The sequence below is a fragment of the Pedobacter gandavensis genome (assembly GCF_032677645.1).
GTDB classification, from domain to species: Bacteria; Bacteroidota; Bacteroidia; order Sphingobacteriales; family Sphingobacteriaceae; genus Pedobacter; species Pedobacter gandavensis_A.
The window spans coordinates 18,570-34,317 of the sequence record NZ_JAVTSB010000001.1 but is presented as its reverse complement, the minus strand read 5'-3'; the positions used below and the strand labels follow the sequence as shown (position 1 = coordinate 34,317).

At 41.1% G+C, this 15,748-nt stretch carries 11 protein-coding genes; 9 read left to right on the top strand and 2 right to left on the bottom strand.

What is annotated here, in order from left to right; all coding sequences use genetic code 11:
- The first annotated feature begins 1 nt into the window (after window position 1).
- The 4 genes from R2Q66_RS00135 to R2Q66_RS00120 all read left to right on the top strand — a co-directional run bounded on the left by R2Q66_RS00135 (window position 2) and on the right by R2Q66_RS00120 (window position 5,363).
- Window positions 2-997, top strand: coding sequence for a type IX secretion system membrane protein PorP/SprF (locus R2Q66_RS00135; RefSeq protein ID WP_316745703.1), 996 nt, complete (start codon window positions 2-4; stop codon window positions 995-997).
- Between the two features lie 15 nt (window positions 998-1,012).
- Complete coding sequence (locus R2Q66_RS00130; protein WP_316745702.1) at window positions 1,013-3,007, top strand: OmpA family protein; 1,995 nt, start codon at window positions 1,013-1,015, stop codon at window positions 3,005-3,007.
- 260 nt (window positions 3,008-3,267) lie between these two features.
- Window positions 3,268-4,134, top strand: coding sequence for an ROK family protein (locus R2Q66_RS00125; protein ID WP_316745700.1), 867 nt, complete (start codon window positions 3,268-3,270; stop codon window positions 4,132-4,134).
- 128 nt (window positions 4,135-4,262) lie between these two features.
- Window positions 4,263-5,363: a Fic family protein gene (locus R2Q66_RS00120; protein ID WP_316745698.1), complete on the top strand. Its 1,101-nt coding sequence runs from the start codon at window positions 4,263-4,265 to the stop codon at window positions 5,361-5,363.
- Between the two features lie 61 nt (window positions 5,364-5,424).
- On the opposite strand, the gene R2Q66_RS00115 is transcribed toward R2Q66_RS00120, so the two are convergent.
- Window positions 5,425-7,965, bottom strand: coding sequence for an ATP-dependent Clp protease ATP-binding subunit (locus tag R2Q66_RS00115; protein WP_316745696.1), 2,541 nt, complete (start codon window positions 7,963-7,965; stop codon window positions 5,425-5,427).
- Between the two features lie 523 nt (window positions 7,966-8,488).
- Between R2Q66_RS00115 and ettA the strand changes: the two genes are divergently transcribed.
- The gene (gene ettA / locus R2Q66_RS00110; RefSeq protein ID WP_316745694.1) at window positions 8,489-10,168 is read left to right on the top strand and encodes an energy-dependent translational throttle protein EttA; all 1,680 of its coding nucleotides are present in this window, start codon (window positions 8,489-8,491) and stop codon (window positions 10,166-10,168) included.
- Window positions 10,169-10,258: 90 nt separating this feature from the next.
- Here the strand turns inward: ettA and R2Q66_RS00105 are convergent, their stop codons facing one another.
- Window positions 10,259-11,176, bottom strand: coding sequence for a sugar phosphate isomerase/epimerase family protein (locus R2Q66_RS00105; RefSeq protein WP_316745692.1), 918 nt, complete (start codon window positions 11,174-11,176; stop codon window positions 10,259-10,261).
- 234 nt (window positions 11,177-11,410) lie between these two features.
- On the opposite strand from R2Q66_RS00105, the gene R2Q66_RS00100 reads away from it, so the two are divergent.
- From R2Q66_RS00100 to R2Q66_RS00085, 4 genes are read left to right on the top strand one after another with little or no spacing between them, the layout of a single operon-like run.
- Window positions 11,411-12,376: a formylglycine-generating enzyme family protein gene (locus R2Q66_RS00100; protein WP_316745690.1), complete on the top strand. Its 966-nt coding sequence runs from the start codon at window positions 11,411-11,413 to the stop codon at window positions 12,374-12,376.
- Window positions 12,377-12,424: 48 nt separating this feature from the next.
- Window positions 12,425-13,744 (top strand): Gfo/Idh/MocA family oxidoreductase, encoded by a 1,320-nt coding sequence (locus R2Q66_RS00095; protein WP_316745688.1) that lies wholly within the window; start codon window positions 12,425-12,427, stop codon window positions 13,742-13,744.
- A 13-nt stretch (window positions 13,745-13,757) separates the two neighbouring features.
- Window positions 13,758-14,768 carry an FAD:protein FMN transferase gene (locus R2Q66_RS00090; protein ID WP_316745686.1) on the top strand — a complete coding sequence of 337 codons (1,011 nt, stop codon included), beginning with the start codon at window positions 13,758-13,760 and terminating at the stop codon, window positions 14,766-14,768.
- 32 nt (window positions 14,769-14,800) lie between these two features.
- Window positions 14,801-15,742, top strand: coding sequence for a hydroxypyruvate isomerase family protein (locus R2Q66_RS00085; protein WP_316745684.1), 942 nt, complete (start codon window positions 14,801-14,803; stop codon window positions 15,740-15,742).
- Window positions 15,743-15,748 lie beyond the last annotated feature (6 nt).

Genomic DNA, 15,748 nt, shown 5'->3' with positions numbered 1-15,748 from the left:
AATGAGAGATTTAAAGAAATATGGTTTAGTATCACTGCTCGTACTTGGGATGAGCAGTGCATACGCACAGCAGACGATCCAGTTTAGTCAGTATGTTTTTAATGGTTTAGCTGTTAACCCTGCCTATGCCGGTTATAAAGAAGAATGGACAGCGAATTTTAGTTTCCGCTCGCAATGGGTAGGAATTGATGGCGCACCCCGTACAGGAACGGCCTCTTTTGACGGATTAACAGATCAGGAAGGGAAGAAGATGGGACTGGGATTTATAGCTTCCACAGACCGTTTAGGCCCCCAGAATACCTCTGCCTTTTATGTGAATTATGCGTACCGTTTGCAGTTAGATGCTGAAGATACCAAGCGACTGAGTTTTGGTATCGGTGCTGGTGCAACACAATATAACCTGGATGGCTCGAAATTTATTTCTACAGATTTAGGTGATGGGGTAATCCCGATAGGAAATGAGAGTAAGCTGAGACCCGATGTGCGGGTTGGGGTTTATTTTTATACGCCTAAATTTTATATTGGTGCTTCCGTACTGGATTTATTATCAGGATTGAGAGGTAATGACATCGCCACAGAGGGAGATTATAAAGTACTCCGCCAGGTGCGTCACCTGTATGTAACCGGTGGTATGATGATTCCTTTGTCGGAATCTTTGGATCTGAAACCCAGCTTTATGCTGAAAGAAGATTTTAAAGGGCCTACAAATTTAGATTTAAACGCCTACCTGCTGATCAGTAAAGTGGTCTGGCTGGGCGCTTCTTATCGCACAGGTGTGACCTTATGGGATAAGAAAAATTTACAAACCGGACTAAGTCAGAGTGATGCCATTGCCGGAATTGTAGAGCTTCAAATGAGCAATAGATTCCGCCTGGGTTATTCTTATGACTATACTACGAGCAAGCTGTCCAGCTACCAGAGTGGATCGCATGAGTTCTCGCTAAGTATGAGTTTCCCTGGAAAAAAAGCAAGGGTATTGAGTCCACGTTATTTTTAAGCTGCAAAGAATTATATGAATACAACAGCATTTAAAAGTCCAGCATCTTTCATGACCAGGGTATTGATCATGGGAATAATGGCGCTATTTTTAGGGAATTACACCATGGCTCAGGAACAATTGAGCCGGAAACAACAGGCAGATGTTTACTTTAACCGCTACGAGTATTACCCGGCATCAAGGCTATACCTGCCCCTGGCAGAGCGTAAAAATCCGGATGTAAAAGTATTGGAGAAACTGGCCGCTTGTTATCGCATGATGAATGATTATGACAATGCCGAAAAATGGTATGCGAAGGCAGTTGCTGATCCTAAAGCCGATCCTTTGAGTCATTACTATTACGCGGAAGCCTTACAGCGAAATGAAAAGTTTGATCTGGCTAAAGTTGAGTACTTGAAGTATGCTGCGCTTTCCGGTAACCAGAAAGAGATTGCCTTAAACATCGCTTCCTGTGACAGCGCGGCCTTATGGATCAAAACGCCAAAGGATATTAAGATCAAAAATATGGAATCTTTAAATACCAAATCTGCGGATTGGGGTTTAACCGATTATGGGAATCAGGGCTATGTTTTTACTTCTGAACGTCCCTTAGGCAGAGAAACAAAAGGCAATGATTTGTATAAATGGAATGGGAATCCATGGTTGAAATTATTTACGGCAACAGCCGATGGTCAGTTCAAAGGAGAACTTCCAATTGTTACGGAAGTGAATAGTCCGGCGAAAGCAGAGTATCATGTTGGACCGGTAGTATTCAATAACACCGGAGACATTGCTTATGTGACAATCGCTACCAGAGCGCCTGCGGCACTGATCCCCCTGGATAAAACAAAAGGCGGAGATCGCTTATATACCCGTAGACTGGAACTGTTAATCGCGAAGAAAAACGGTGATAAATGGGATTTGAAGTCTTTCCCTTATAATGATGTAAAGGCTTATTCTGTTGGACATGCCGCGTTGGCTAAAGCTGGTCAGCTGATTTATTTTGCTTCCGATATGCCGGGTGGTTTTGGTAAATCAGATATCTGGTATAGCGAACAGCAAGCAGATGGTACCTGGGGTAAACCCGTAAATTGTGGTGCCGAAATCAATACTCCGGAAGAAGAAGCTTTTCCAACAGTAGGCCCTGAAGGGGAGTTGTTTTTCGCTTCCAAAGGTAAGATCGGAATGGGTGGCTATGATATTTATGCTGCACATGGGGAGAAAAGCCAATGGAGTAAAACGGAAAACTTAAAATATCCGCTGAATTCTACCAGTGATGATTTTTATCTGTTCACAAAGAATGGCAAGTCTGGTTATTTGTCTTCCAACAGACAAGGTGGCGCAGGTGACGATGATATTTACAGCTTCGCTGATGAAACACCTCCAATGATGATACTGGCCTTAGCGGGTACTGTGTTTGACCAGCAAAGTAAAGCGCGCTTGGACGGAGTATCGGTTACTCTAACTGATGCTAACGGAAAACAACTGAAAACTTTACTGACAGGGCAGGATGGTAATTTCTTTTTCGGTTTAGCGAAAGATCAGGACTATAAAGTTGCCTTTAATAAATTAGGCTATACCGAAGACCTGAAAACCTTAAGCACCAAAGGGCTTACTAAATCTGATACTTTAACCATGCAGGCCTTCCTGGGTAAGGATAAGTTTGAGCCAGGTAAGACTTATGTTCTGAAGAATATTTACTATGATTTCGACAAAGCAAACATCAGACCGGATGCAGCAAAAGAACTGGATAAACTGCTGGCCATCTTAAAAGAAAACCCGGCGATTTCCATTGAACTGGGTTCACATACTGACAGTAGGGGCGCAGATCAATACAATCAATGGTTGTCTCAAAGAAGGGCAAATGCTGCGGCACAATACCTGATAGATCGTGGTATCGACCGTTCCCGAATTATCGCTAAAGGTTATGGCGAAACGATGTTGCTCAATAAATGTGGCAATGGGGTAAAATGTACTCCTGCAGAACATCAATTGAATAGAAGAACGGAGTTTAAGATTATCAAAAACTAACTCTTTTGAAATAAACAAAAACAGCCTGTTTTCTTTTTAAGGAGACAGGCTGTTTTTGTTTAGTTGTTTTTTTATCAGGAATCGGGCTTGTCGGGGGCCATGGCTTCTCTGGAAGCGGATTGAAAATCTTCTCTGGTTTTATCCGCTAATATTTGAATTACCTTGCTTATTATTACTGCTAAAACTATTTAATAACAATTAGATAATCTAAAAGGAATTATTTAATTTGCTGAGATTTTAAAAATTAGACGACGAATACAATGAACTCAAATTCAACAAAACTCCCTTATATAGGTGTGGATATAGGTGGCTCTCACATTACTGCCGCTCACGTTGATGCAACCACATTTAAGGTAATTGAAAGTACGCTGAAAAGAGAAAGAGTAGCCTCAATGGATACCGCAGAAGTAATTTTGCAGTCCTGGTTGAAAGTTCTTTCTTCGTTAATTATACGTGAAAACGGTGAAAATACTAAAATCGGTATCGCCATGCCTGGTCCTTTCGATTATGAAAAAGGAATCTCCATGATGCAGAACCAGGAAAAATATGATGCTTTGTATGGAGTTAATGTAAAAGAGATTCTGGCAAAACGTCTGGAAATCCCTGAATCAGATATTGTATTCATCAATGATGCAGAAGCCTTTCTAAGAGGTGAACTGGCCTCTGGAGCGGCAGCAGACAAGCAAAGAGCCGTTGGCATCACCCTGGGCACCGGATTAGGCTCTACGAGCAACGGAAGCGGTATCACTGTAGATATGAACTGGGCTTTCCGTCCATTTAAAGACAGCATCGCCGAAGAATATATTTCTACCAGATGGTTCCTGAAAAAATATAAGGAGATCACCGGTAAAGAGGTTAAAAACGTAGAAGTTCTGTTGGAAGTAGCAGAAGAATCAGTTAAGAATGAAATATTCGAAGAATTCTCCGATAACCTGAGCACTTTTCTGAATGATTTTATTGCGCAGGAACAACCGGAAGTGGTGGTTATTGGCGGTAATATCGCAAAGACATGGGATCATTTCATCGGACTGTTAACCGCCAAAATCAAAGATAAAACGGTAGCCATCAGACAAAGTGAAATGTGGGAAGATGCAGCATTAGTAGGTGCAGCGAATGCATTGGCTTAATATTGGTCTTAAAAACTGTCACTGAGGATGATAGTGATATTTTTGTCTTGCTGTGAGCCGATTAATTTGGTTATTCGGCTCATGAAATTACTATATTTGAGCCGAATAACTAAATTAATCGGCTCATTATGTACAATTGGGAATTACCAGACTGGCCGGATTTCAAATATCAGCTCCAAAATATGGAGCCTGTTTGGTATGATTTTGCCAGGGAAACCGGAGAAGTAAATGGGATGCTGAACGCATTGCCAAATACGATGCAACAGGAAACATTAGTGCAATTGATGTTGACCGAAGCCATTAAAAGCTCTGAAATTGAAGGGGAGTATTTAAGTCGCACAGATGTAATGTCCTCTATAAGAAATAATCTGGGGCTTAATCCAATTCCTGAGGTGCTGGCTGATCAGAGGGCAGCAGGAATAGGTGCACTGATGGTGGATGTCAGAAAGACCTTTCACCTGCCGCTTACCATCGTTAAGCTGATGGAATGGCATAAGCTTTTACTAAGTTCCTTCAAAGGTATAAATCCAGGAAACTGGAGAACAGGGACTGAGCCTATGCAAGTGGTTTCAGGTAGGATGGGTAAAGAGACCGTTCATTTTGAAGCCCCACCAGCTCAAGAGGTTCCGGCTGAAATGGATAAATTTATCAATTGGTTTAATGATACTGCTCCCGGAGCTGCTTTGGAAATTTCTAATCCAATCATTAGGGCAGCTATTTCACATTTATATTTCGAATCGATTCACCCATTTGAGGATGGGAATGGGCGTATGGGGCGTGCTATTGCAGAAAAGGTATTGTCGCAGACGATAGGCAGACCTGTAATGTTGAGCCTGTCCAGAACTATAGCAGCAAATAAAACAGCTTATTATGAGGCCTTGACTGTAGGGCAACAAAGTAATGAAATCACACCCTGGGTCAAATATTTCGCTGAACTGAGCCTGCAAGCTCAAAAGGAGGCAAGACTATTGGTGGACTTTACTTTGCAAAAAACACAGTTCTTTGACCGCTTTAAAGCTGAACTGAATGAACGCCAGTTGAAAGTCATAACGAAAGTACTGGACGCTGGCCCTGCGGGCTTTGAAGGAGGTATGACCGCAAAGAAGTATATGTCTATAGCTAAGACATCAAAGGCCACAGCAACACGAGATTTGCAGTTGTTAACCGAATTAAAGATTTTTATCCCAATGGGTGGTGGTAGAAATATACATTATACGCTAAACCTCTAAACAAATAAGCCCCTAACAGTTCAACTGCAAGGGGCTTATCATTTATCACCTACCGAAAGTATTACTCAATACTTCCTTCTTCTTTTTTCTTTTTCTTACCTGGTGCTTTGTTTTCTACTACAATCAGATCATCTTCTTTGTTGTAGTCAATTTCCAGCGTATCGCCATCATTGATTTCACCTTTTAAGATTTCTTCTGCAATAGGATCTTCCAGATATTTCTGAATAGCACGTTTTAACGGTCTTGCACCAAAGGCAATGTCGAATCCTTTATCTGCGATGAAGTCTTTTGCTCTGTCGGTTAATTTCACTTCATAACCTAAGTTATGTACACGACCGAACAATGATTTCAACTCAATGTCAATGATCTTGAAGATTTCATCTTTACCTAAAGTATTGAAAACAACAACATCATCTACACGGTTTAAGAACTCAGGAGCGAAAGCACGTTTTAACGCGTTCTCAATCACACCTCTTGAATGTGCATCAACCTGGTTTGTTTTAGCCGATGTAGAGAAACCAACCCCTTGTCCGAAATCTTTCAACTGGCGTGCGCCAATATTAGAAGTCATGATAATGATTGTATTTCTAAAATCTACTTTGCGACCAAGACTGTCCGTCAGCTGACCTTCATCCAATACTTGTAATAAGATATTGAATACATCTGGATGCGCTTTTTCAATCTCATCCAATAGAATTACCGCATATGGTTTACGACGTACTTTCTCAGTCAGCTGTCCGCCTTCTTCATAACCTACGTATCCCGGAGGAGCACCCACTAAACGGGATACCGCAAATTTCTCCATATACTCACTCATGTCGATTTGAATCAGTGAATCATCACTGTCAAACATGAAACGCGCAAGTTCTTTTGCCAATTCTGTTTTACCAACACCGGTAGGGCCTAAGAAAATAAAGGAACCAATCGGTTTTTTCGGATCTTTCAATCCTGCTCTTGTACGTTGAATCGCTTTGGTTAGCTTTTTAATTGCTTCATCCTGACCGATAATTTTGGTTGCTACCGTCTCGTACATATTCAACAGTTTTACACTGTCTGTTTGTCCAACACGTTGCAATGGAATACCAGTCATCATAGAAACTACTTCTGCCACGTTATCTTCTGTTACGGTATAACGTTTGGTTTTAGTATCAGCTTCCCATTCTGCCTTCGCACGATCCAGCTCCTCTAAAAGATTCTTTTCAGTATCTCTTAATTTTGCAGCCTCTTCATATTTCTGGCTTTTTACAACCTTATTCTTTTCAAGCTTGATTTCTTCAATCTTGTTTTCAATATCAATGATGTTCTCAGGAACGTGGATGTTCGTTAAATGCACTCTTGAACCCGCTTCATCTAAAGCATCAATCGCTTTATCCGGCAGGAACCTGTCAGTGATGTACCTTGAAGTTAAGGCCACACAAGCATTAATCGCTTCATCTGTATAAGTTACCCCATGGTGATCTTCATACTTTTCTTTAATACGGTTCAGGATCTCAATGGTCTCATCTGGTGTAGCAGGCTCGATCATTACCTTTTGGAAACGACGGTCTAATGCACCATCTTTCTCAATATACTGACGGTATTCATCTAAAGTAGTCGCACCAATACATTGAATTTCGCCCCTTGCCAAAGCAGGTTTGAACATATTCGATGCATCTAAAGAGCCCGAAGCACCACCGGCACCTACAATCGTATGAATCTCATCAATAAACAAGATCACGTCTGTAGATTTTTCCAGCTCGTTCATCACCGCTTTCATACGCTCTTCAAACTGACCACGGTATTTAGTACCTGCGACTAATGAGGCAAGGTCTAAAGTAACTACGCGTTTGTTGAACAATACTCTGGACACTTTTCTTTGAACAATACGTAAAGCAAGACCTTCTGCAATCGCAGATTTACCTACTCCCGGCTCACCGATTAAGATCGGGTTGTTCTTTTTACGACGTGATAAGATCTGAGAAACACGTTCAATCTCTTTTTCACGCCCAACAATAGGGTCCAGACGGTTTTCTTCTGCTGCTTTCGTTAGATCTCTTCCGAAATTATCTAATACCGGAGTCTTGGATTTAATATCGGAAACCTTTTTAGGGCTGCTGAAGCTTTCTTCCTCACGATAATCATCATCACCACCTGTTGATGCGCTATTTTGAGTCTCATCTCTGAAACCGTTTTTATTCACTTCAACTTCCTGTTTGAAAATTTCGTAATTGATGCTGTACTGCAATAAGATTTGAGAAGCAATATTATCATCGTCACGCAAGATGGACAGCAACAAATGTTCTGTACCAATCAAATCGCTCTTGAAGATTTTGGCCTCCAGATACGTGATCTTTAAAACTTTTTCGGCTTGCTTGGTCAATGGGATATTCCCCAGGTTGACCGTTACACTGGACGTACCTCTAACCGAGTCCTCTATTGAGCGACGTAGTTTTGAAGTGTCTACACCCAGCGATTTTAATATCTTAATGGCCATACCATCGCCTTCGCGAATTAGGCCTAACAAAAGATGTTCTGCGCCTATGTAATCGTGACCTAATCTCAGGGCTTCTTCCCTGCTAAAAGATATCACGTCTTTTACTTGTGGAGAAAATTTAGCTTCCATATATACCTTTCTAAATCGGGAATGCTCTAAACTATAAAATTTGTTTTATAAAAAGGCAGCACCCGATTCTTTTATTTTATCAACAATTACGCCATAGGGAAGGAAACGGATGTTAGACCTGCCGATATTTCATGAATCTTACCAATTGCTGACTTAATTGGCTACTTTCCCTAACCCCTAAGCAAATATGTCAGTATAAATATACGAATTTATAAACTCAGGATATGGCTTTCTTTTTCAGGTTCAAATGGTTGTACAATTATTGTACTCCCCGCTTCACAGTTATCAATAATCGTTTTTCTTTATTTTAGAACAGCAGTCTCAGCTAATTTTGGATGTATAGATATCTATATCTATTGATGTCTTCAGGGAAGCGTCAGGAATCAGCTGTATATCTGCTAAACTAATTTTATAATGGGCTTTTCATGCTTATCTTTGCAGGCATTGGACGCCAATATTTCCATTAAAACAGTCAATAATTAAAGTAAACGCCTTTTATAGGCATGTAATATAATCAGTAACTATGTCAGACGAAAAAATAATATTTTCAATGGCGGGGGTAAATAAGATTTATCCACCCCAAAAGCAAGTTCTAAAGAACATTTACCTATCCTTCTTTTACGGTGCCAAAATTGGTGTAATCGGTTTGAACGGATCTGGTAAGTCCTCTCTTTTGAAAATTATCGCCGGTTTGGACAAATCCTTTCAGGGAGAAGTAGTTTTCTCTGCTGGATATACCGTAGGGTACCTGGCTCAGGAACCAATTCTGGATGAGAATAAAACCGTTAGAGAGGTCGTAGAAGAAGGTGTAGCTGAAATTACAGCGATCCTGAAAGAATACGAGTCGATCAACGAACAGTTTGGATTACCTGAAGTTTATGAAAATGCGGATGCAATGGATAAACTGATGGCCAAACAAGGGGAGCTACAAGATAAAATTGATGCTTGTAATGCCTGGGAACTGGATAATAAACTGGAACGTGCAATGGATGCATTGCGTTGCCCGGATCCGGATGCTAAAATTGGTGTACTATCAGGTGGTGAGCGTCGTCGTGTAGCGATGTGTCGTTTATTACTTCAGGAGCCTGATGTATTGCTATTGGATGAGCCTACGAATCACCTGGATGCGGAAAGTATTGATTGGTTAGAGCAATTCTTAAAAGACTACAAAGGAACTGTAATTGCAGTAACCCACGATAGATACTTCCTTGATAATGTTGCCGGATGGATTCTGGAATTAGACAGAGGTGAAGGTATTCCATGGAAAGGAAATTATTCTTCCTGGTTAGAGCAAAAAGCAAAACGCCTTGCTCAGGAAGAGAAAACAGAAAGCAAACGTCAGAAAACATTAGAACGTGAGTTAGAATGGGTACGTATGGCACCAAAAGCCAGACATGCTAAATCTAAAGCGCGTTTATCAAACTATGATAAGTTAGCTTCTGAAGACTCTAAAGAAAGAGAAGATAAACTGGAGCTTTTCATTCCTGCGGGACCAAGATTGGGTAACGTAGTGATTGAAGCGAATAACATTACTAAAGCTTATGGCGATAAATTGTTATTTGAGAACCTGAGCTTCTCTTTACCGCCAGCAGGTATCGTTGGGATTATCGGCCCCAATGGTGCAGGTAAAACTACGTTGTTCCGTTTGATCACGCAACAGGAAACTCCGGATACCGGAACCTTCCGCGTTGGTGAAACCGTAGCCTTAGGTTATGTAGATCAAATGCACAATGACCTTGATCCGGATAAAACCGTATATGAAAACATTACGGATGGTTTAGATAACATTCAGTTGGGTAATAAAGCCGTAAGTGGTAGAGCTTACGTGTCTAAATTCAACTTTAATGGTGGTGATCAGCAGAAAAAAGTAGGGGTACTTTCCGGTGGAGAGCGCAATAGGGTTCACCTGGCCATTACTTTGAAAAAAGGTGCTAACGTACTTTTACTGGATGAGCCTACCAATGATATTGACGTAAACACGTTAAGAGCATTGGAAGAAGCCTTAGAGAATTTTGGCGGATGTGCAGTTGTGATTAGTCACGATCGTTGGTTCTTAGACCGTATCTGTACACACATTCTTGCTTTTGAAGGTGATTCTCAGGTTTACTTCTTCGAAGGTAACTATAGTGATTACGAAGAAAACCGTAAGAAAAGATTAGGTGATGTAACTCCTCACCGTCTTAAATATAAAAAACTAGTGTAAACCACTAGATTTTCAATAACAACAAAAAACGGCTGTTTCCTTTCGGAGCAGCCGTTTTTTTATAACAATGATTTTATCACACAGGAACTGCTAGTACTTACGTCTTACTTTTTCCAGTAATTCTTTAGTTTTTCTAACGCCTTCATCTTCCGATAATACGCTACCTTCATATTCAATACCTACAATTCCTGACCATTTTGCCGCTTTGATAATGTCAAACATCTTCTTATAGTCAATGTCTTTCTCTTCTCCATCAGGAAGGAAATCGTGGGTTTTTGCACTTACACCTTTCGCAAAAGGCATCAGTTCTTCAACACCCAGGTATTTATCATATTCTCTATCTGCGCTGATACGGAAATTCCCAAGGTCAGGCAAAGTGCCGCAATAAGGGTTATTTACGCCTTTAATTACTGCAGAAAGCCATTTCCCATCCGAAGAATAACCACCATGATTTTCTACAATCACATTGATTTTCTGTTGCTTTCCGTACTCACTTAATTTTCCTAATCCATCAATAGCCGCCGTTTTTACTTCATCGGCTGTGCCCTTACCTGCAGCATTGACCCGAATGGTTTTACAACCCAGATATTTCGCGGCATCAATCCATTTATAGTGGTTTTCTACTGCCTTTAATCTGGCTTTATCGTCCGAATCTCCCAAACTACCTTCTCCGTCAATCATGATCAGGTGATTTTGAATACCCTCACTAGAAGTACGGTCTTTAAGTTCTTTTAAGTAAGCTTTGTCAGTTTCTTTCTTATTGAAGAAAGGACTTACATATTCTACGATATGGATATCAAATTCCTTTTTAGCTTTTAAAGGGAAGTCCATATTGGTCAGCTTTCCGGCAAAAAGTGCCTTATGAAAAGACCATTCTGCCAGAGAAATCTGGAAAAACTCTTTCTTTTCAAAAGCAAAACTATCTAAAGGTATCACAGAAGACAGGCCGGCAGCGGCAGAGAATAAGCCCAGATCTTTAAGAAATTTTCTACGGTCGTTTATTTTCATTTGTGTTTGGTTTAGGGGTTGATTTCACAAGGTATTAATTTCTTATTGTAAAAAAAACACTTTCTAAAAAAGACGTATAAACACTTACTTATGGCGGAAATCGTAACAACTTAGTGTGTTTTTAACACATTTTACCAATTAAAGCACCTTCAAATTTTGGATTCTAGGGAAATGCTTCTATTTTAGAGTTGGAATAGGTTAGGTTAAAATATCAATTGTATCAAAAACGTATCAATGAAACTTCAAAAATTACTGGCAGTTCCCCTTTTACTAGCTGCTTTTTCTGCCTCCGCTCAGGAGAAACATCAACCTTATAAACAACAGATTGATGGGACAAAATTAATCTTCGAAATGCAGGCTATCCCGGGAGGAGAATTCCAGATGGGAAGCAAAAAAGGAAAAGCAGATGAATTGCCGCTCCATAAAGTAACACTCGCTCCTTTCTGGATGAGTACCTATGAAGTAACCTGGGATATTTACGAACCCTTCTTATATAAAGATTACGAAACTACGCATAGCACTACTGCCGTTCCGGCAAATGTAGATGCCGTTACCCGTCCAACTAAACCTTATCTGGACATGACTTTTGGCATGGGAAAAGAAAACCACCCGGCTTTAGCCATGACAAATTACAATGCCATCCAATATTGTAAATGGCTTTATGCCAGAACAGGTGTGTTTTATCGCCTGCCAACAGAAGCCGAATGGGAATATGCCAGCAGGGCTGGAAATACGACCGACTATGCTTTTGGCAATGAAGCGGCTAAATTGGGAGATTACGCCTGGTTTAAGGACAATAGCGCTGGCAAAACCCATGAAGTAGGAAAGAAGAAACCCAATCAATGGGGATTGTATGATATGTACGGAAACGTAGCCGAATGGACTTACGACCAATATCAGCCTGATTTTTACGCTAGCGTAAACGGAGAAAAAGGTAATAATCCAGTAGCTATACCTGATAAATTGTACTCCCATGTGATTCGCGGTGGATCTTATGATGATGGCGCAAAAGAATTACGTTCTGCTGCCAGACTGGCTTCAGACCCGGTATGGAAACAACTGGATCCGCAAATTCCAAAAAGTAACTGGTGGTTCCCGGAAGCTCCTTTCATAGGAATGCGTCTGGTTAGACCAGCCACTCCGCCATCAAAAGCAGAAATCGACGCTTATTACAATAAACCGGTAATAGCGGATTACTAAGAAAAAGAACTCACACATTAACAACCAAATAAAAAACCAAACCAAACTATGAACAACGAAGATTTACGCGATAAGCGCCGTGACTTTTTAAAAACATCTGCCCTGGTTGCAGGAGGTGTTATGATCAATCAATTTGCTTTCGCGGGAGGTCATACCTCTACCGATGATACCATTAAAATCGCATTGATTGGCTGTGGAGATCGTGGAACTGGTGCTGCCTTTCAGGCATTAAGCACTAAACAAAATATTAAATTAGTGGCCATGGCTGATGCTTTCCAGGATCGTATGGACAACAGTTATAAAGTGCTTTCTGATAAATTTAAAGATAAAGTTGACGTACCGGTAGAACGCAGATTTGTTGGCTTTGATGGCTACCAAAAAGCGATTGCACTGGCAGATGTTGTATTATTGGTTACTCCTCCGGGATTCAGACCTACTCATTTTGAGGAAGCAGTGAAACAAGGGAAACATGTGTTTATGGAGAAACCGGTAGCAGTAGATGCACCAGGTATCCGTAAAGTCCTTGCTGCGGCAGAAGTAGCCAAAACGAAAAAATTAAACGTAGTCGTAGGATTGCAACGTAGATACCAGACCAACTATACGGAAACTTTAAAACGTATTCAGGATGGTGCTATTGGTGAAGTAATGAGCGGCCAGGTTTACTGGAACAGTGGTGGGGTATGGGTGAAAAAACGCCAGCCAGCACAAACAGAGATGGAATATCAAATGAGAAACTGGTATTACTTCAACTGGTTATGTGGAGATCATATCGTAGAACAACACGTACACAATATAGATATCGCCAACTGGGTGAAAAATGCGTATCCGGTTTCTGTACAGGGAACAGGAAGTCGTGCCTGGAGAACAGGAAAAGATTATGGTGAGATCTATGACAACCACGCCGTAGAATTAACTTATGCGGATGGTGCGGTAATCTATAGCCAGTGTCGCCATTTTGAAGGTATTGCCAATCGTGTGGATGAAACATTCCAGGGAACAAAAGGCCGTACCTACTTATCAGCAGGAAACAATGGTGTAATCTGGGATCTGAAAGGTAAAGAAATGTTTAGTCACCCAACAAAAGGAAATGCAAATCCTTACCAGACAGAACATGATTTATTATTTGCAGCAATCGCCAAAGGAGACTATAAATTTGCTGATGCAGAACGTGGTGCTAAAAGTTGCTTCACAGCCATTATCGGTAGATATGCAACTTATTCCGGACAAACGATTAAGTGGGATGATGCTTTAAAGGCAGACAACAGTCTGATGCCAGATCAATTGAGCTGGAACGCAAATCCAAAATTAATGCCGGATGCAAACGGTTTGTATCCAATCCCAACTCCGGGGAAAACTAAAGTAATCTAAGCCGGATCTGCTTGTGGCAGTAATCCAAAAATCGGCTTTGCTGTTCTTACCGCTGCTGATCACGCTTTTTACGAAGCAAAATGATCAGCAGCAGTATAGCATTCATGGCTATGCCCAGGGTACAGACTATTCCATTAAATATTTTGCTACAGATAGTGTGGTCACTAAAGGATCAATTGATAGTATTTTGCTAAAGATTGATTCTTCTATGTCGCTCTATAAACCCTATTCTCAGATTTCTCAGTTTAATCTTTCGAAGAAAGGAATGCGTGTAGATGATCATTTCGCTGCGGTAATGCGGAAGTCATTTGAAGTATACCGGGAAACAAAGGGAAAATTCGATGTCACGGTAGCACCTTTGGTGCAGGCCTGGGGATTTGGACCGAAAGCAGTAACCAGCTTTCCGGATTCTGCTAAAATAAAACAGCTGTTGCAAAATGTTGGAATGAACCACCTGTCGCTAAAAGGAAATTACCTGAAAAAGGATAAGCCCGCAATTACGATAGACCTGAATGGCATCGCCCAGGGCTATAGTGTAGATGTGGTCGCAGATTATCTTTTGAAAAAAGGAATCAAATCTTTTATCGTCGAAATCGGTGGGGAGTTAAGGGTGGAAGGACCAAAGCCTGATGGATCGGTCATGAAGATTGGCATTGAAGGACCGGCTGCATCCAGTACCGACGAACCGGAAATCCGACATATTCTGACTTTTAGCACAGGCGCAGTCACCACTTCCGGTAATTATAGGAAATACCTGCAACGCGGAAAAGGAAAGATTGCTCATTTGATTAATCCTAAAACAGGTTATCCATTGGATAATCAATTGATCAGTGCCACAATTTTTGCAAAAGATGCCATTACCGCCGATGGGTATGACAATGCCGTCATGGCCATGAGTATGGAAGAAGCTCTGGCTTTTGTGGACAGTAAGAAAGGAATGGAAGCTTACCTGATCTACCACCGTAAGGATGGCAGTGTAGCGGACACCCTGACTACCGGCTTCAAAAAGATGATTTTAAAATAAATAACAATTCAATACCTATTAAAATATCAAAGATGAACAGGATAGAATTTTTAAGAAATAGCGTTTTAGCAACTGGTGCCGTATTGGCCGGTTCTGCTGTAAATGCAGTTGCTAGTACTCCTGAAGGAGCTGTTCTTAATGCAACAACAGCCCCAGGGAAAACATTTAACCTGGATTATGCACCACACCAGGGGATGTTTGCCAATAATGCCGGTAAAGACTTTTTGGATCAGATCCGATACATGCACGATCAGGGATTCAGGTCTATCGAAGACAATGGTTACCTGGGACGTTCCCTGGAAGAGCAAACCAAAATTGGCGATTTACTCGCAAAATTAGGGATGACTATGGGCGTGTTTGTAGTAGATGGTGGTGATAACTGGAAAACTTCCCTGACCACCGGAAAAAAAGAATTCAAAGATAAATTCGTAGACACTTGTAAGCGGTCCGTTGAAGCTGCAAAACGCTGTAATGCAAAATGGCTGACCGTAGTTCCGGGTTTTTATGAACGCAAACTGCCTTACGGAAATCAAATGGCCAATGTAGTAGATGCAATGAGAGCAGGAGCGGAGATCTTTGAACCGCATGGCCTGATTATGGTATTAGAAACTTTGAGCGATACACCGGAATTGTTCCTTCAGCAAACTCACGAAACTTTTAATGTGTGTAAAGCGGTAAACAGCCCGGCCTGTAAAATCCTGTACGATATTTACCATATGCAGAAAACAGAAGGCAACCTAATCGTGAATATGGATCGCTGCTGGGATGAGATCGCTTATATCCAGATTGGCGATAATCCAGGTAGAAAAGAACCAACCACCGGTGAGATCAATTACAAGAACTTATTTAAACATATCCACGGAAAAGGTTATAAAGGCGTGATGGGTATGGAACATGGTAATTCCAGACCAGGTAAAGAAGGAGAACTTCGCGTGATCCAGGCTTATCGTGAATCTGACAACTTTTTAGCTTAACCTTCA